Below are 16596 nucleotides of genomic sequence, written 5' to 3' on the forward strand. Positions count from 1 at the left end.
AAAAGTGCGGCGGCATGCCGCTTGTCCGGTTAATCTGATGCGCGTTGCGTGTCTCATTCCCCTCGGAGTGTCTCTATGACGCTGCTCGACGCATCCCTGAACGTCCTCCTGGCCGTGAACGGATTCGCCACCAGCCCCTTCGTGCTCATCCTGCTGGCCTTCATCGGCGCCTACCTCGGCGGCCGGGCCATGGAGCTGATCCCGTTCACCCGCAGGATCATCGAGCGCCGTGAGGCTCAGCTCGCCGAGCGGGAGTAGTCCCAGGCCAGCTTGGCCGCCCCGGCGAGGCCGGCCCGCACCCCCAGCGTGGTCGGCCGCACCTCGACGGCCCTGACGAACCCCAGCCCGCCGACGTCGTCCAGCGCCGCCTCCAGCGGGCCGAACAGCACCGGCCCCGCCTGGGAGACGCCCCCGCCGACGACCACGGTGGTGATCTCGACCGCGGCGGCCGTCGAGGCGATCATCCCGGCCAGCGCCCGCGCCCCCCGCTCGAACGCGGCCACCGCCACGGGATCACCTGCGGCGGCATCCCCCGCCAACGTCCGCGCGTCCGCGACCACGGGGTCGCCGGTCGATGCCCGGCCGGGGGTCCAGCCGTTCTCCAGCGCCCAGCGGGCCATGTTGGGGCCGCTCGCGTACCTCTCGACGCAGCCGCGTCCGCCGCACTCGCAGCGCTCCCCGTAGGGGTCCACGCTCATGTGGCCGACGTGACCGGCGTTCCCGGTGGGGCCGAGCAGTGGCGTGCCGCCGACGACCAGGCCGCCGCCGATGCCGGTGGAGACCACGATGCCCAGCAGCGCGCGGGTCTCCTGGCCCGCGCCCAGCCAGTGCTCGCCCAGCGCCATGCACTGCGCGTCGCCGGCGAGCACGGTGGGCAGGCCGGTCACCTTCCGCACCTCGTCGCGGAGCGGGAAGCCGCGCCAGCTCGGCATGTTCACCGGGCTCACGGTCCCGGCGGCGAGGTCCAGCGGCCCGGCGCACCCGATCCCGACGGCACCGGGCTCCGGCCCGCCCTCGGTCACCTCCTCGATCAGGCCGCGCAGCGCGGCCATGACCTCCTGCCCCGGCGTGGGCCGGGTGCCGGAACGCAGCACGGATCCGCTCGCGTCCACGAGCGCGGCGGCGAGCTTGGTCCCGCCGATGTCAATGGCAAGTACGTGATTCATGAGTGTTTGTGGTGGTTGTCGGGCTGGCGAGGGTCGCCAGGATGCTCAAGTCCGGGCACGAGCCGCACCGTCGCGGCCCGCTTCTCATCGATCCACCGCGCGAAGGCGAGCCGCCGCGCCGCGTCGAGCCGGGGTGCCCCGGCGCCGCGCTCCGAAGCGGGCGTCTCGCCGTCGAGGGCCGCGACGTCCAGCTCCGAGCGCTCCGCCACCGCGACATGCCACCCCAGGGCATCTCGTACGGGGCCGGTGAGCTCTCCGAATGGCCGGGAGCGGAGGGCCGCGGCGAGGGCGGCGGGCAGCGACTCCAGGGTGACCGCGCCCAGCGGTTCCAGGTCGGCCGGGGTGGCCGTCCGGGCGGTCTCCCTGTCCTCGAACAGCCCGTGCAGCACCAGGTAGCGGGTCTCCCGATCGTCCCGTACGGGGGAGGGACGCCAGGCGGCGGGCACCTCGGCGGTGGCGGTCACGTGCCGGTACATCGCGCGCACCCACGGGCTGCCGTGATAGGCGGCGGCGTTGACGGAGCCCAGCTCGACGGCGGCGATCCGGTCGAGCGGCGGCCCGTCCACGGGGGCCAGCCCGAGGCGCGCGGCCTCGTCTTCGCACAGCGCCTCGGTGAGGATCACCTGGGTCAGCCACCGGGCCAGCTGGCGGTCCTCGGCGCTGCCGGGCGTGGGCAGCGCGGCGCGTGACGGCCCGGCCCGCAGTTCGGCGATCCGCCGGTCGAGCGCCTCCCGCCCCACGGGCCTGTCACCGACGTACCCGATCTCCGCGGGAACGGCGGTCACCGGGTCACCTCCAGGCGGACGGTGGCGGCGTACTGGCAGCGGCCGAACCACATGACCTTGGGCAGCGCCCAGAAGTGCCCGGCCGTCGCGTCCGGCGGGACCTCCACGGGGAACGTCACGTCACAGGTCCCTCCGGCGGCCACCGTGAACCCCCTGATGGCCGAGGGGAGCAGCTCCCACGTCCCCCACGGGGCGGCGAGCTGGGCCTCGCCCCGGATCTCTCCGTGGGTGCCGTTCGCGAGCCGTACGGTCAGAGCGGCGCGGTCGCCGGGGCGGAGGGTGAGCGCGTCCGCGAGCGTGGTCACCGACAGGCCGGTGGGGCGGGCCTCGTCGGCCGTGGTGCCCCGGACGGCGTCGACGGGGGCGGGCGCGGGGCCGGGCACGGGCAGTTCGGGGGCGTCGCCGAGCGCCACCGTGACCACGTCCTCGATCACCTGCCCGCCGACGCCCGTCCGCGCGGACACGAAGTGCAGGCCCCGGCCGGGTGCTGGGGTGACGGTGGCGGGGAACCGGACGTGCCCGCCTGGCTCGACGCGGAACGGCCGCCGCGCCGGCAGCACCGTCCACCCGTCGGGTACGTGCAGCTCCACGACGCCTTCGTGCGCCGCGTCGGTCAACTGCGACGACACGACGACGTCCACCTCGAACGGCCCGTCCGGGGTGACCAGGCCGGGAGTCAGGGTGACCGACACCGGCAGGTAGCCGAGCGGCGCCGGGCCCTTGTTGTGCAGCCAGTAACGCGCGTACACCGGCTGCGCGGTCTCTCTCACGGCTCCCAGCTCGGGCCCCGTCTCCATGGGCTCGGCGGCGACCAGAAACGTGCCCACCTCGGCCCCGCCCAGCCTCACGGCCCCCGGGTGGTTCCCCTCGGGATCGAAGAGCGGCCGGCGCGTCCTCGAACCTCTCACCCGCTTCGGCAGCACCGACCCGTCGAAGCCTCCCGCGGCGGGATGGGGCGCTGTCGGCGGGAGAGGACGTTCGAGCAGGTCGGCGGGCGTCAGAGCGGAGGGCAGAAGAGGGGAGTGGACCTTGGCCTCAGAGCCGAGGCCAGTGGCCTCCACCAGGCGCAGGGTGACCGTCTCGGCGTCGTGACGGGCGCGCCCGTGGGCGTGCGGGTTGCCGGTGGCCTTGAGCGTACCCAGGAGCACGTCACGAGCAGGCTCCACGCGCAGCAACGAGCACACCTGCGGTAGCACTAGACCACTCGCGCCCGTCAGCGGCCTGGCCGTGGCGTGCGGTGGGGACGCGTCCGCGTGTGGCGGCTCGCCAACCGGACCGGTCGCGCCCATCAGCAGCCTGTCCGTCGCGTGTGGTGGCTCGCTTGCTGGGTTGGTCGCGTGCGTCGGAGGTCTGTTCGCCGGGGTGACCACGCGGGGCAGCAGTGGGGTGGTGAACTCCTGGCCCGAGGAGGGGAGCCGGTTCGCCCGCCAGTCGCCGGGTCCGGCCACGAGGGCGTACGAGAACTCGTGGGTCCAGTGCTGGAGCTGGAACGCCGACCCGTCGGGGCCGGTGCGGCGCGGGGGGTCGAGCCAGACGCCGGAGGGCCAGCCCGTGCAGGACCGCATGAGCGACAGGTGCAGAGCCCCCGACGGGTCCACCGCGAAGCCCGGCAGCCCGTACGCCAGCAGCGCCACCGTCCGGTCGTCGAGCCGTTCGGAACCGGCCGGGCAGACCGCCGGGATGACGGCGCCGGCCAGGTCGTCCACCAGCTCGTCCACCGGCCCGGCGACGATGAGGGCGGGCAGGGAACGCAGGTCGCGCAGGTCCGCGCTGGGCCGCCACACCTCGGCCAGCGGCCGTTCGGCGGGCACCCACACGCGTGGCGCGCCCGACGTGAGCGCCTCGGAGAAGACCGGGTCGCAGCGGGACAGCAGCTCGGCGGCGACCGGGTTGGTGTCCGGCCCGCCGAGGACGATGCGCGTGTCCGGCAGGTTCGAGTCCACGTGCAGCCACCCGTACCGGGTGCCCGAGGCGGTGGAGGTGGTGGCGGTGACGCCCACCCGGGCCAGCGCCGCGACGAGCTCGCGGGCCCGCGGCGCGTCCGAAGGGCCGGGCACCACGATCTCGGCCACGCCGATCGCCCGCGCGCCGGCCGGGCCGAGGTCCACCCGGGCGGTGGAGGACAGGCCGAACCAGGTGTTGGCCGGGTTGTCGAGCGTCCACGGGTGTTCGGCGGAGTCCACGTCCGGCAGCGCGAAGCCGCGCCCCACGACGGCGCCCGCCACGTCCGACACCGGCAGCGCGCCCTCGACGTGCGCCGGGAACCGGACCCTGAGCAGGCGGTCGGCGCCGGTGTAGTCGACCACGCGGGTGGTGAGGTCCACCCGGTCGGAGCCCGCCAGGAGGGTGACGACCTGCTCGTACGCGACCTCGCCCACCTGCCCGGTGACGATGATCCGCTGCCCGACGGGGGAGGTCTCGGCCCGTACGGAATCCGCGGGGGCGTCGCCTGACCCGAGGGAGCTGCCGGTGGGCATGAGGTGCCACGGCCCTTCGCCCATGTCCGGGTGCTGCGGGTACTCCTCGTACAGGCGCAGCTCGTTGCCCAGGCCGGTGAGCAGTTCGCGGCCGGTGGCGAGGTCGGTGACGGAGGCCAGCGCGCCGCCCCTGGCGGGGTCGGCGACGATCCGCCAGCGCTCGTTCTCGATGGTCGTGCCGGGCAGGTCCTGCCACGGGTCGGCCCGGCCCTCGACGATCCGGTACGTGCGCCAGCCCGTCGCGGGCACGTCTTTGGCCGTGAACGTCAGCGTGCCGTGCTCGGAGACCGCGGGGATCTCCACGCCCGCCGGGTCGGCGACGCGCAGTCCGGGCCCGAGGCGCACGCGCACCAGGCCGTCGCGGGCGAACGGCAGCGTGTTCGTCACCACGACGCTGCGCCCGTCCACCGCCACCTGGCCCATCAGCGCGTCGAGCGCCCGGTCGCGGGCGTCCGCCGCCACGTCGTACGCCTCGCGCCAGCCGGTCAGCAGGTCGATGTAGACCTGGTCGGACTCGGAGCCGGTGATCGCGTCGTGGTGCGCCCCGTACGCGAGCTGCCGCCACACCTTGTCCAGCGCGGCGTGCGGGTAGCGGCCCAGCCCCAGCAGCGCGGCGAGCGCCGAGAGCCGCTCGGCGTCCAGCGCCGCCACCTCGGCGGCCCGCTGGGCCTGCTTGGTGTCGATGTAGGAGACGTCCTTGCCGGTATAGATCGGGTTCATGTCCCGTGATTGCGGGCTTAAGGCCGAAATTTCGGTACGAACCGTGTCTATGAAGTCCCGAGGCGTCCCGCACACGAACCGCGGCCACACGTACCGCGCGTTCCAGGCACGGTGGATCTCGGTCACCCACTTGTTCGGCGGGGTGTAGTCGGTGCCGACGGGCAGCAGGATGTTCCGGGTGGCGGCGACGGGCTTGAGCGACCGGTACAACTCGTACACCGCCGCCATGGCGGCCTCCAGCGTCGGCGCCGAGTCCATCCACCAGCCGGCCGAGTAGTGGGCGGGCATGTAGTGCGTCAGCACCCCCAGCCCGGACGGCGCGATCCACTCGAACTCGCTGGGGAACTGCATCAGGGTGGCGTCGTTACCGGCCGCGCCGAAGTTCTTGTCGATCGGCCCCCACTGGTGGAACGGCCCGCGCGCCCACGCGCTCCCGGTCAGCCCGGCCGCCGCCAGATAACCGGGGAACTGCGGGTCGTGCCCGAACGCGTCGAGCTGCCAGGCGGTGCGCGGGTCGCCGCCGAGGATGTCGCGCTGGTAGCCGATGCCGTGGACGAGGTTCCTGATGGTGGTCTCGGCCCCGGTCAGGTTGGTGTTGGGCTCGTTGTACGTGCCGCCCACCAGCTCGGCCCGGCCCTCGGCGAGCAGGGCGCGCAGGTCGGCGCGGCGCTCGGGGTGGGTGTCGAGGAACGGCTTCAGGTAGTCGACCTCGGCCAGCACGAACCGGTAGTCCGGGTCCCGCAGGGCCAACTCGATGTGCGCCTCGACCAGCGCGAACGCGTTGAACTCCCAGAGCGGCCTGGTGGTCGCGTCGGCGGCCAGCAGCTCCCACGGGCTGGTGTAGGCGGCCTGGGTGTTCCACCAGACCGGGTCGTAGTGGAAGTGGGAGACCATGAACATGGTCCAGCCGGGAGACTCGGTCGTCACGGTCACGTCCAGCGTCTCGCCCTCCAGGGTCACCACGCACGGCACCACCGCGCCCGGCGGCGTCTCGGCGTCGAGCGGCACCTCCAGCGTGACCGGTCCGTCCCCGGCGGGCACGGTCGCGTGCCCGCGCACGCCGTCGCCGCGCACCTCCAGCGCGGCCTCGCGCCGGTCCCGCGCGACGGTGACCTTCAGCACCTGGCGTGGCCGGTCCGCCGGCCCCACGAACAGATCGGTCGGCTCCGCGGACAGCAGGCGAACAGACAAATCAACCCCTAACACCCAGACCGGCGACGGCCACACTATGCCTTCCGTGGGTCCATGACAACGATGTCATCGGCCGGGAAACGCGCGCCGGCGGAGCCATGGAAGGATTGGAAGCATGAGCGCAGTCAGACTCGACGGCAAGGCCACCGCGGCGAAGATCAAGGCAGACCTCACGGCCCGGGTGTCCGCCCTCAGAGAGCGCGGCATCACCCCCGGGCTCGGCACGGTCCTCGTCGGCGACGACCCCGGCAGCCAGATCTACGTCGCGGGCAAGCACCGCGACTGCGCCGAGGTCGGCATCGCCTCCATCCGTGTCGACCTGCCGGCCACCGCCACCCAGGCCGAGGTCGAGGCCGCCGTCGACGAGCTCAACGCCTCGCCCGAGTGCACCGGCTACATCGTCCAGCTCCCGCTGCCCAAGCACCTCGACACCATGGCCCTGCTGGAGCGCATGGACCCGGCCAAGGACGCCGACGGCCTCCACCCGGTCAACCTCGGCCGCCTGGTCCACATGGTCGACGCGCCGCTGCCCTGCACGCCGCACGGCATCGTGCTGCTCCTCCAGGAGTACGGGGTCCCGATCAAGGGCGCCGAGGTGGCCCTGGTCGGCCGCGGCATCACCGTGGGCCGCTCGCTCGGCCTCCTGCTGACCCGGCGCAGCGAGAACGCCACCGTGACCCTCTGCCACACCGGCACCCAGGACCTGGCCGGCCATGTGCGCCGCGCCGACATCGTGGTGGCGGCCGCGGGCGTGCCCGGCCTGATCACCAAGGACATGGTCAAGCCGGGCGCCGCCGTGCTCGACGTCGGCGTCTCCCGGGTCAACGGCAAGATCGCCGGCGACGTGGCGCCCGACGTGGCCGAGGTCGCGGGCTTCCTCACCCCCAACCCCGGCGGCGTCGGCCCGATGACCCGCGCACTCCTGCTGGCCAACGTCGTGGAGGCGGCCGAGCGGCTGCACGCCTAGGGGCTCGTACGGGGTCCGGGGCTGGGTTCTTCGTACGTTCGACAACCGCTGTTGATATCTTTGGCCGCTTTAGTCCAGAAATATCGTGAGGCGGTCTAGATGCGGAGATTTGTGTGGATGGTCGGGTGCTTGGCTCTGGCAGGATGCTCCGTCCTGCCGGGGGCGGGCTCGGAGCAGGCGCCGTCCACGGCGGCCACCGAAACCCCGACACCCGCGGCCGCGCCCGTCACCGCCCAGGAGGTGGCCTCGGTCCTGGAGGACTACGTCAAGCGCAACAACGCCGCCAACAAGGCCGTGAGCGACAAACTGCTCGCGGGCTACGAAGGCGGCTCCAGCCTGGCCATCGACAAGGCGGGCTACGCGTCCCTCCGCAAGCTGGGCGGTCGCCAGGCCGCCTACCAGCCGTTCGGCTACACCGAGCCGGTTCACACCGTGCCCGTCGGCCCGGAGGGGCACTGGTTCCTGGCCACGACGCACTGGAAGGGCAAGACCGGGACCGCCAAGGAGCCGACCTACCTGCTGTTCACCCGTGACGGAGAGTCCTGGAAGCAGGTGTACGCCCCCGACGTCTTCGAGGGCAAGGCCGCCGAACTCCCCGAGATCGTCGCGGACGCCTCGGGAACGGCCGAGGAGGTGGCCCACTCCGACGCCGCCGGGCTGATGATGTCGCCCGCCGCGTTCGCCAAGAGCTACGCCGCCCACCTGGTGAACAAGGGCACCGCGGCGTCCAGGACCCGCTTCGCGGCCGACCGGCTCACCACCGGCGCCGCGTCCAACCGGGTCAAGATGAAGCAGTACGCCAAGGTCGTCGAGAGCGCCCGCCCGGCCACGGCGTATCCCTCCTACGCCCTGCGCACGGCCGACGGCGGGGCGCTCGCCTTCACCACCCTCGAACGGACCATCCGCTACAACGTGCACCAGGGGCCGGGGCGCATGTACGTCTTCCAGAAGAACAACGGGTTCCTGCGCGGCAAGTTCTACACGTACATGAAGTCCACCGCGCTGATCCAGGTCGTCGCGCACATCCCGCCGAAGACCGCCGAACCCGCCCAGGTCGAGGTGCTCGGCTCCTACAGCGGCATCATCTCCGGCAGCGGACGCTAGCCCGCCACCGCGAGGCGTGTTCGGCATGCGTACACTTATTCACTGGCCGAACATTTCGGGGAGAGCTGCGCCTCTGCCCGCCGGTGTCAAGGGAACCTCATGGTCGAACACGTGCAGTCGCTGGCCCGCGGCCTGGCCGTGATCCGCGCCTTCAGCGCCACCGCCCCCCGGCTGACGCTGAGCGAGGTGGCCCGCGCGACCGGCCTCACCCGCGCCGCCGCCCGCCGTTTCCTCCTGACGCTCGCCGACCTCGGCTACGTGCGCAACGACGGGCGGCTGTTCTCCCTCACGCCGCGTGTCCTGGAGCTCGGGTACGCCTACCTGTCCAGCCTGTCGTTGCCCGAGGTCGCCGCGCCCCACCTGGAACGCCTGGCCGCCGAGGTGCACGAGTCCGCCTCCGTCGCGGTGCTGGACGGCGAGGACGTCGTGTACGTGGCCCGCGTCGCCACGGCCCGGATCATGCGCGTGTCGATCAGCATCGGCACCCGCTTCCCCGCCTACTGCACCTCCATGGGCCGCGTCCTCCTGGCCGGCCTACCCCCGGCGGACCTCGACGCCTACCTGGACCAGGCCGACCTGCGCCGCCTGACCTCCCGCACCATCACCGTCCCGTCGGCGCTGCGCGACGAGCTGGACGGCATCCGCGAGCGGGGCTGGGCCATGGTCGACCAGGAGATGGAGGAGGGCCTCCGCTCGATCGCCGCCCCGATCCGGGACCGTTCCGGGGCGGTCGTCGCGGCCGTCAACGTCTCCACCCACGCCAGCCGCACCACCCTCCAGCAGGCCAGACGCACGCTCCTCCCGCCGCTGCTGGCCACGGCCGCCAAGATCGAAGGCGACCTGTCCTCGCTCGCCTCTCCGGCGACAAGGGACACGAGCTGACCAGCGGGCCGGCAGACGACGGTCACGTGCGTTGACGGTAGCGGTCGGTGGCCTGGCGGGTGGCGCGGATGGCCGCGTCCGCCTTGTCGTAGGTCCGCTGGGCCAGCCCCACGAAGATGCAGTCCACGATCAGCAGCTGGCTGATCCGGCTGGCCAGCGCGCCGGGCCGGAACGCGGTCTCCCGGCCCGCCGACACCAGAGTGTGGTGGGCGAGCGCGGCCAGGGAGGAGCGCGGGTTGTTGGTGATGGCGACCAGCAGCGCCCCCGTCTCGGCCGCCGTGCGGGCCGGGACGAGGACGTCCGGGGTCTCGCCGCTGCAACTGATCGCCACCGCCACGTCCCCGGGTTTGAGCAGGGCGGCGCTCGTCAACGCCAGGTGGGCGTCGCTGAACGGGTGGCTCGACAGCCCGATCCGCAGGAGCTTCTGCGACATGTCGGCGGCCACCAGGCCGGAGGCGGCGACGCCGTAGACGTCGACCCGGCGGGCGCCGACGATGGCGGTGACGACCTCGTCGAGCCGGTCCGGGTCGAGCTGGGCGGCGGTGTCGGCGAGGGCTTCGGACTCGGCGCGGGCGACCTTGGCGATGACGTCGGTGAGCGGGTCGTCGGGGGCGAGGTCGCCGGGGACGAGCCGTTCGGGCTCCTTGGCGACGGCGGCGGCCAGCGCGAAGCGCAGTTGCGAGTAGCCGGTGAAGCCGAGCGCTCTGGCGGTACGGACGATCGTCGCCTCGCTGGTGCCCGACACCGTGCTGAACTCGGTGATGGTGCTGCGCACGACGAGGCCGGGGTCGTCCAGGATGATGCGGGCGATGGCCTGGGCCGCGGGGGTGAGCGACGGCAGGACGGCGCGCACCGCGGCGACCGGGTTGGCCGGTTCGGTGGTGCCGGTCACGAGGTCAGCCGTTCGGCCGCCGCCTGGGCGGAGACGCGGGAGATGCCGTGGGTGGCGAGGTGGGCGGCGCCGGCGGGTTCGGCCGGGATGCCGGTGTCGATGACGATGATGTCGGGACGCTCCCGTACGGCCTGCTCGATGCGCTCCCGTACCCAGGGGTGGCGGGCGGCGTCGTGCACGACGAGGACGGCGGGGCCGGTGCCGAGGGGCGGGAGCGCGGCGCCGGGCTCCAGCGGGACGCGGCGGGTGCCGGGCAGCGCGGCGGCCAGGGCGGCGGTGACGCCGGTCGGGTTGACCTGGTCGACGGCCTGGCTGTGACGGGTGTTGACCTCGACCACGAGCGGCGGGCCGGTGAGCCGGGCGGCGCCGGTGACGGTGAGGGCGGCGCGGGCGGCTTCGAGACCGGCGCGGTCGTCCGGTTCGGCGAGTGCCTGGTCGCGGAGCGCGGCCTGGCCGGCGTACCAGGCGGAGACGGCGCGGACGCGGGCGGCGGCCTCGGCGAGGCGTTCCTCGGGCAGCGTGCCGGAGCGGACGGCCTCGACGACGGCGTCGCGCAGCGCGTACAGGCCGTCCTCGGTGACGTGGCCGGCGCAGACGGCGTCGGCGCCGGCGGCGAGGGCGCGTACGGCGATCTCGCCGGGCTCGAACATGGCGGCCACCGCCCGCATCTCGATGGCGTCCGTGACCAGCATGCCGTCGAAGCCGAGCTCGCCCCGCAGGAGCTCGGTGAGGGCGGCGCGGCTGAGTGTCGCGGGCAGGTCCGGGTCGAGGGCGGGCACGAGCAGGTGGCCGCACATGATCGACCGCACGCCGGCCTCGACGGCGGCGCGGAACGGCGGCAGGTCGCGTTCGGCGAGCAGGTCGCGGGAGGCGTGCACGGTGGGCAGCGCCAGGTGGGAGTCGGTGGTGGTGTCGCCGTGGCCGGGGAAGTGCTTGGCGCAGGCGGCCACGCCGGCGCCCTGGACTCCGGCCACGTAGGCGGCGGTGTGGCGGGCGACCAGGTCCGGGTCCGGGCCGAAGGAGCGGACGCCGATGACGGGGTTGGCCGGGTTGGCGTTCACGTCGGCGGTCGGCGCGTAGTCGAGGGTGACGCCGGCGCCGGCGAGCATGCGGCCGAGCTGCCGGCCGACGCGTTCGGTCAGCTTCACGTCGTCGACCACGCCGAGCGCCCGGTTGCCGGGGACGGAGCTGCCGTGCTCGACCTCGAAGCGGGTGATGGTGCCGCCTTCCTCGTCGACGGCGACGATCGCGTCCGGGCTGTGCGCGCGGATCTGCCGGGCGGCCCGGTCGAGCGGGTGGTTGCGCGCGAACAGCACGACGCCGCCGAGCCCTTGATCGAGCGCCCCGCGCATCCAGTCGGGAAGCGAGGCTCCCGCGTACCCCGGCTGGAGCACGGTCATGGCCAGGCGGGACAGGTCTGGGGTCATGCGGCATTTTCCTTCACGGTTGTTGAACTGAAGGTAATTTTCTGTCATCGTCGCCCTCGACACAACCGCTTCCGGGAGGCCACCCCCCATGCCCAGCCGAAGGACTCTCCTGAAGGGTCTCGCCCTTGCCGCCGCCGCCACGGCGGTTCCCCTGCCCGCTTTCGCGTCCGCCGAGTACGTTCCCCCGCTCCGCCAGATGCGCGGCATGTGGATCGCGTCCGTGGTGAACATCAACTGGCCCTCCAAGCAGGGCCTGAGCGTCGAGGAGCAGAAGGCCGAGTATCTGGCCTGGCTCGACCTGGCCGAGCAGCGCAAGCTCAACTCGGTGTTCATGCAGATCAGGCCGACCGCCGACGCGTTCTGGCCGTCGCCGTTCGAGCCGTGGTCGCACTGGATCACCGGCGTGCAGGGACAGGACCCCGGTTACGACCCGCTCGCCTTCTTCGTGGAGGAGACGCACAAGCGCGGCCTGGCCTTCCACGCCTGGTTCAACCCGTACCGCGTGTCGATGCAGGACGACCCGAACAAGCTGCACCCCGACCACCCCGGACGCAAGAACCCCGACTGGATCCTCCCGTTCGGCGGCAAGCTCTACTACAACCCCGGCATGCCGGAGGTGCGGAAGTTCTGCCAGGACGCGATGCTCGACGCGCTGGCCCGCTACGACATCGACGGCCTGCACTTCGACGACTACTTCTACCCGACCAACAGCACGGCCTTCGACGACGCCGAGGAGTTCGCCAAGTACGGCGCGGGCTTCCCCGACCTGGCGGCCTGGCGGCGCAACAACGTCGACCTGATGGTCTCCGAGATGCAGCAGCGGGTCCGCGAGGTCAAGCCGGAGGCGGCCTGGGGCATCAGCCCGTCGGGCATCTGGCGCAACAAGGGCACCGACCCGCTCGGCTCCGAGACCAACGGCGGCCAGTCGTACGACAACCTGCACGCCGACACCCGCGGCTGGGTCAAGAAGGGCTGGCTCGACTACATCGCGCCGCAGCTCTACTGGTACATCGGCCAGCCGCCGGCCGACTACTCCAAGCTCGTGCCCTGGTGGTCGGACGTGGCCGACGGCACGAAGACGATGCTGTGGATCGGGCAGGCCGCGTACAAGGCGGGCGACCCCGCGCAGGCGCCCGAGTGGCAGGACCCGAAGGAGCTGTCCGACCACCTCACGCTCAACCGCGACCACCCGCAGATCAGCGGCGACATCTGGTACAACGCCAACGACCTGCGCCAGGACCGGATCGCGTCGGTGAGCACCGCCGTCGCCGACCACTACGTCCGGCCCGCGCTCGCCCCGGTGCTGCCGAGGCTGGCGACGGGCAAGGCGCCGAACCGTCCCGTGCTCGCCTACGCGCTGCGCAAGCGCGGCGGGGTCGAGGTGCGCGCGGTGGCGACCGGTAGGCAGGAGCCGTTCCAGTTCGCCATCTTCCGCTTCCCCGGCAGGGCGCGGGACGCGCAGTTCGCCGACGCCCGCCACCTGGTCGCGGTCGTCCCCGGCGACCGGCAGGTGGTCTGGCAGGACCCCGACGGCAAGCGCGGCGACCACTACCACGTGGTGGCGGTCGACCGGGCCAACCGGACCAGCAAGCCCAGCAACGGGTTCCCGGTGATCTGAGATCATGCGGGTTCTCGGCCTCATCTCGGGCACGTCCCACGACGGCATCGACAGCGCCGTCGTGGACTGGACGCTCGACGCCGGCGTGCTCACCGGCAGGATCGAGCACACGGGCGAGCGGCCGTACGAGCCGGAGCTGAGAGCCCGCATCCGGGCCGCGCTGCCGCCCCACCGCGTCGACCTGGGCGAGGTGTGCGCCCTGGACACGCTGATCGGGCAGGCGTTCGCCGGCGCCGCCGCCGAAGCGCCGCCCTGCGAGCTGGTCTGCTCGCACGGCCAGACCCTGTTCCACTGGGTGGAGGACGGCCGGGTGCGCGGCACGCTGCAGCTCGGCCAGCCGGCCTGGATCGCCGAGCGCACCGGCGTTCCCGTCGTGTCGGACGTACGGGCGCGCGACGTGGCCGCCGGAGGGCAGGGCGCGCCCCTGGTGTCGTATCTCGACCTGCTGCTCATGGCGGGGCTGCCGGGCCGCGCCGGCGCGCTCAACCTGGGCGGCATCGCCAACCTGACCGTGCGCGAGCCTCCGCTGGCCTACGACACCGGGCCGGGCTGCGCCCTGATCGACGCCGCCGCGCCGCCGTACGACAGGGACGGCGCGCTGGCGTCGGCGGGCACGGTCGACCGGGAGCTGCTCGACCGGCTGCTCGCGGAGCCCTACTACCTCCAGGAGCCGCCGAAGTCCACCGGCAAGGAGTTGTTCACGCCGGACTACGTGAAGGCGGATCTGCCCCTGCCGGACCTGGTGGCGACGCTGACGGCGCTGACCGCCGAGACGGTCGCCGCGGAGATCCGCAGGCACCGGCTCGACACCGTGATCGTGTCGGGCGGAGGCGCCCGCAACCCCGCGCTGATGAGCATGCTCCGCCTGCGCGCGACGCCGGCCAGGTTTCTGACCAGCGACGAACTCGGGGTGCCGGCCGACAGCAAGGAGGCGATCGCCTTCTCGCTGTTCGGCTGGCTCACCGCACACGGCCTGGCGGCGACCGTGCCCGGGTGCACGGGCGCGTCGGGCGCCCGGATCCTGGGCACGATCACGCCGGGTTCCGGTCCGTTGACGCTGCCGGAACCCCTCGCCGAAGCCCCGGTCGCGATCCGCTTCTCAGGAAGCCCTGCGGCCCGCCGCTGACGGCTCCGCGGTGGTGCCCGCCCGCTGCGGGGGAACCACGGGGGTCGGACGCACCAGGCCGAGCGCGACGACCTCGTTGGCCAGCCGCGTGCGCCGGTTGGTGCCTTCGGGGATCCTGAACTTCTGATAAAGCCGCAGCAGGTGCTGCTTGACCGCGGCCTCGGTCACGACCAGGTCGTCGGCGATCTCCCGCGCGGTGGCCGGAGCGACGAACGCCTCATCCGACAGGGCCGGCCGGCAGAGCGAGGTGAGCACGTCGACCTCGCGCCTGGTCAGCTCGGGCGCCGCCGCCCTGCGGAGCTCCACTTCGGGCGCGAAGTCCTCACGGGGGACTCCGCCGACCCGTCCTCGCGCGGCCCCGAACGAGACGACGTCGCCGTCGTCGAGCACCCTCCGGGCGATCGGCCTGCCGTTCACCCGTGTGCCGTTGCGGGACAGGCCCAGGTCAACGACGTACAGGTAAGGCCCTCGCCTGACGAATTCGGCATGGAGCCGAGAGACGCTGGGATCGGTGAGCCGGATGTCGACACCGCGGCCCCTTCCCACCGTCGTGATCTCGGGGCGCAACGGGATCACCTCGCCTGTGTCCTCGATGCGTATGAACGGCCCCTCCACGGCAGTTCCTCCCCAGGTAGCCCGCCGTAACTCTTACTACAGCTCCGGCTTACCCAAACGTGGGGATGCGGAATCGCCTTTGCCGAAAGCAGAATCGCGCGTGAAATTGGTCTGGACCTCTGCGGACGGTTTTGCCTGCTCACGGGTAGACTTCGGGCGAAGATAAGCGGAGGAAACACTCATGGCGGACAAGCCCACCAAAGGCCTGGCTGACGTCGTCGCCGCGTCCACAGCGCTCAGCGACATCGACGGAAAAGCAGGTCGGCTGTTCTACCGGGGATACGACATCCACGATCTGGCCGGCCGCGCGACCTTCGAGGAGACCGCGTACCTGTTGCAACGAGGCAAGCTGCCCGACCGCGCCGAGCTCCAGGAGTACGGCGACGACCTCGTGCGCGGCCGTGACCTCGGCGAGCTGGTCTCGGCGAACATCTCCGAGATCGCCGAGAAACAGAAACCGATGGAGGCGCTGCGCAGCTACGTGTCGCTGTCCGGCGCGGACGACCCTGACAAGGACTCGAACGCCCCCGACGCCAACCTGCGCAAGGCCGCCCGCCTGACCGCCCAGCAGCCCCTGCTGGTGGCCCGCTACCACGCGGCCCGCACCGGCGCGACCGCCCCCGATCCCGACCCCTCCCTGAGCACCGCGGCGAACTTCCTGTTCCAGATCACCGGGCGCGTCCCCTCGCAGCGCGAGGTGGAGATCTTCGACACCTGCCTGGTGCTGCACGCCGACCACACGATGAACGCCTCCACGTTCGCCGCCCGCGTCTGCGCCGCTACCCTCTCGGACATGCACTCCGCCATCGTCGCGGCCATCGGCACGCTCAAGGGCCCGCTGCACGGCGGCGCCAACGAGCAGGTCATGAAGACCCTGGAGTCGATCTCGCCGACCGGCGTCGCCCAGGCGGTCCGTGACAAGCTCGGCGCCGGCGAGAAGATCATGGGCTTCGGCCACCGGGTCTACAAGACCGAGGACCCGCGCGCCACCCATCTGCGCCGCATGTCGCAGGAGCTGGCCGAGTCGGCCGGCGACGACACCTACTACCGGATGTCCAAGGAGATGGAGGAGGTCGTCTTCGAGGAGAAGGGCCTCTATCCGAACGTCGACTTCTACGCGGCCTCGGTTTACCACTACCTTGGCATCCCGACCGACCTGTTCACTCCCGTGTTCTCGATCAGCCGCATGTCCGGCTGGACGGCGCACGTGATCGAGCAGCACGCCGACAACAGGCTGATCCGCCCGGACAGCGAGTACATCGGCGAGACCGACCAGAAGTGGAAGCCGATCGACGAGCGATGAGCCTGCGTGACGACGTCGAACGCGAGGGCTGGGGGCCGTACCCGCTGATTCTGGCGGGTGCGGCCGTCGCCGTGGGATTGGTGTTCCTGATCGACCCGCGCTGGGGCGGATTCGCCCTGGGCGGTGTCATCATGATCGGTGCCGCACTGCGCTTCTCCGGATTCGGCGGGCCCCTCGCGGTGCGCGGCCGGAAGGCGGACGCGGTCACGCTCGGGCTGGCCGGGTTCATGCTGGTGCTGACTTCGCTGCTGCTCGACAACCCGGCCGCGAAGGCCCTGATCGAGTCCCTTTTCTCTCGCTGACGAGGCGTCCGATAGCCTCAA

General features: G+C 72.4%; 14 protein-coding genes. 8 read left to right on the top strand and 6 right to left on the bottom strand.

Going from position 1 to position 16596, the window contains the following annotated elements; genetic code table 11:
- The first annotated feature begins 75 nt into the window (after positions 1-75).
- The gene (locus FR742_RS43005; RefSeq protein ID WP_148036901.1) at positions 76-258 is read left to right on the top strand and encodes a hypothetical protein; all 183 of its coding nucleotides are present in this window, start codon (positions 76-78) and stop codon (positions 256-258) included.
- Here FR742_RS43005 and FR742_RS43010 read toward each other — a convergent pair.
- Genes FR742_RS43010 through FR742_RS43020 form a run of 3 tightly spaced genes read right to left on the bottom strand, consistent with a single transcriptional unit; the run spans position 237 to position 6339 of the window.
- Positions 237-1166, bottom strand: a complete 930-nt coding sequence (locus tag FR742_RS43010) for an ROK family protein (protein WP_148036902.1) — start codon at positions 1164-1166, stop codon at positions 237-239. The two genes, FR742_RS43005 and FR742_RS43010, sit on opposite strands and share 22 nt — an antisense overlap.
- Positions 1163-1951, bottom strand: coding sequence for a hypothetical protein (locus FR742_RS43015; RefSeq protein ID WP_148036903.1), 789 nt, complete (start codon positions 1949-1951; stop codon positions 1163-1165). Before FR742_RS43015 ends, FR742_RS43010 begins: the two co-directional genes overlap by 4 nt.
- Positions 1948-6339 carry an NEW3 domain-containing protein gene (locus FR742_RS43020; RefSeq protein WP_148036904.1) on the bottom strand — a complete coding sequence of 1464 codons (4392 nt, stop codon included), beginning with the start codon at positions 6337-6339 and terminating at the stop codon, positions 1948-1950. Before FR742_RS43020 ends, FR742_RS43015 begins: the two co-directional genes overlap by 4 nt.
- A 115-nt stretch (positions 6340-6454) precedes the next feature.
- Here FR742_RS43020 and FR742_RS43025 point away from each other — a divergent pair, with 115 nt between their 5' ends.
- The 3 genes from FR742_RS43025 to FR742_RS43035 all read left to right on the top strand — a co-directional run bounded on the left by FR742_RS43025 (position 6455) and on the right by FR742_RS43035 (position 9292).
- Positions 6455-7306: a bifunctional methylenetetrahydrofolate dehydrogenase/methenyltetrahydrofolate cyclohydrolase gene (locus tag FR742_RS43025; RefSeq protein ID WP_148036905.1), complete on the top strand. Its 852-nt coding sequence runs from the start codon at positions 6455-6457 to the stop codon at positions 7304-7306.
- 129 nt (positions 7307-7435) lie between these two features.
- On the top strand, positions 7436-8410 hold the full coding sequence (locus FR742_RS43030; protein WP_148036906.1) for a hypothetical protein: 975 nt from the start codon (positions 7436-7438) through the stop codon (positions 8408-8410).
- 99 nt (positions 8411-8509) lie between these two features.
- A complete protein-coding gene (locus FR742_RS43035; protein ID WP_148036907.1) occupies positions 8510-9292 on the top strand; it encodes an IclR family transcriptional regulator in 783 nt (260 codons plus the stop codon).
- A gap of 22 nt (positions 9293-9314) precedes the next feature.
- Here the strand turns inward: FR742_RS43035 and FR742_RS43040 are convergent, their stop codons facing one another.
- Together FR742_RS43040 and FR742_RS43045 are read right to left on the bottom strand one after the other, a co-directional pair.
- On the bottom strand, positions 9315-10184 hold the full coding sequence (locus FR742_RS43040) for a MurR/RpiR family transcriptional regulator (protein ID WP_148036908.1): 870 nt from the start codon (positions 10182-10184) through the stop codon (positions 9315-9317).
- On the bottom strand, positions 10181-11611 hold the full coding sequence (locus FR742_RS43045; RefSeq protein WP_148036909.1) for a glycoside hydrolase family 3 protein: 1431 nt from the start codon (positions 11609-11611) through the stop codon (positions 10181-10183). Before FR742_RS43045 ends, FR742_RS43040 begins: the two co-directional genes overlap by 4 nt.
- Positions 11612-11699: 88 nt before the next feature.
- Between FR742_RS43045 and FR742_RS43050 the strand changes: the two genes are divergently transcribed.
- Together FR742_RS43050 and FR742_RS43055 are read left to right on the top strand one after the other, a co-directional pair.
- On the top strand, positions 11700-13229 hold the full coding sequence (locus FR742_RS43050; RefSeq protein WP_148036910.1) for a glycoside hydrolase family 10 protein: 1530 nt from the start codon (positions 11700-11702) through the stop codon (positions 13227-13229).
- Positions 13230-13233: 4 nt separating this feature from the next.
- Positions 13234-14355, top strand: coding sequence for an anhydro-N-acetylmuramic acid kinase (locus FR742_RS43055; RefSeq protein ID WP_148036911.1), 1122 nt, complete (start codon positions 13234-13236; stop codon positions 14353-14355).
- Here the strand turns inward: FR742_RS43055 and FR742_RS43060 are convergent.
- Positions 14329-14970 carry an FHA domain-containing protein gene (locus FR742_RS43060; protein WP_148036912.1) on the bottom strand — a complete coding sequence of 214 codons (642 nt, stop codon included), beginning with the start codon at positions 14968-14970 and terminating at the stop codon, positions 14329-14331. The two genes, FR742_RS43055 and FR742_RS43060, sit on opposite strands and share 27 nt — an antisense overlap.
- Positions 14971-15151: 181 nt before the next feature.
- Here FR742_RS43060 and FR742_RS43065 point away from each other — a divergent pair, with 181 nt between their 5' ends.
- Both FR742_RS43065 and FR742_RS43070 read left to right on the top strand, forming a co-directional pair.
- Positions 15152-16273, top strand: coding sequence for a citrate/2-methylcitrate synthase (locus FR742_RS43065; RefSeq protein WP_148036913.1), 1122 nt, complete (start codon positions 15152-15154; stop codon positions 16271-16273).
- Entirely contained in the window at positions 16270-16575 is a 306-nt protein-coding gene (locus FR742_RS43070; protein ID WP_148036914.1) for a DUF3017 domain-containing protein, read from the top strand. Before FR742_RS43065 ends, FR742_RS43070 begins: the two co-directional genes overlap by 4 nt.
- The last annotated feature ends 21 nt before the right edge of the window (positions 16576-16596 follow it).

The sequence above is a fragment of the Nonomuraea sp. C10 genome, from assembly GCF_008017515.1.
In the GTDB taxonomy this organism is placed as follows: domain Bacteria; phylum Actinomycetota; class Actinomycetes; order Streptosporangiales; family Streptosporangiaceae; genus Nonomuraea; species Nonomuraea ferruginea.

Coding starts and splice junctions, on each gene's coding strand:
- FR742_RS43010 (WP_148036902.1), bottom strand. CDS start 1,166: ATGAATCACGTACTTGCCATTGACATCGGCGGGACCAAGCTCGCCGCC.
- FR742_RS43045 (WP_148036909.1), bottom strand. CDS start 11,611: ATGACCCCAGACCTGTCCCGCCTGGCCATGACCGTGCTCCAGCCGGGG.
- FR742_RS43050 (WP_148036910.1), top strand. CDS start 11,700: ATGCCCAGCCGAAGGACTCTCCTGAAGGGTCTCGCCCTTGCCGCCGCC.
- FR742_RS43070 (WP_148036914.1), top strand. CDS start 16,270: ATGAGCCTGCGTGACGACGTCGAACGCGAGGGCTGGGGGCCGTACCCG.
- FR742_RS43065 (WP_148036913.1), top strand. CDS start 15,152: ATGGCGGACAAGCCCACCAAAGGCCTGGCTGACGTCGTCGCCGCGTCC.
- FR742_RS43035 (WP_148036907.1), top strand. CDS start 8,510: ATGGTCGAACACGTGCAGTCGCTGGCCCGCGGCCTGGCCGTGATCCGC.
- FR742_RS43025 (WP_148036905.1), top strand. CDS start 6,455: ATGAGCGCAGTCAGACTCGACGGCAAGGCCACCGCGGCGAAGATCAAG.
- FR742_RS43005 (WP_148036901.1), top strand. CDS start 76: ATGACGCTGCTCGACGCATCCCTGAACGTCCTCCTGGCCGTGAACGGA.
- FR742_RS43055 (WP_148036911.1), top strand. CDS start 13,234: ATGCGGGTTCTCGGCCTCATCTCGGGCACGTCCCACGACGGCATCGAC.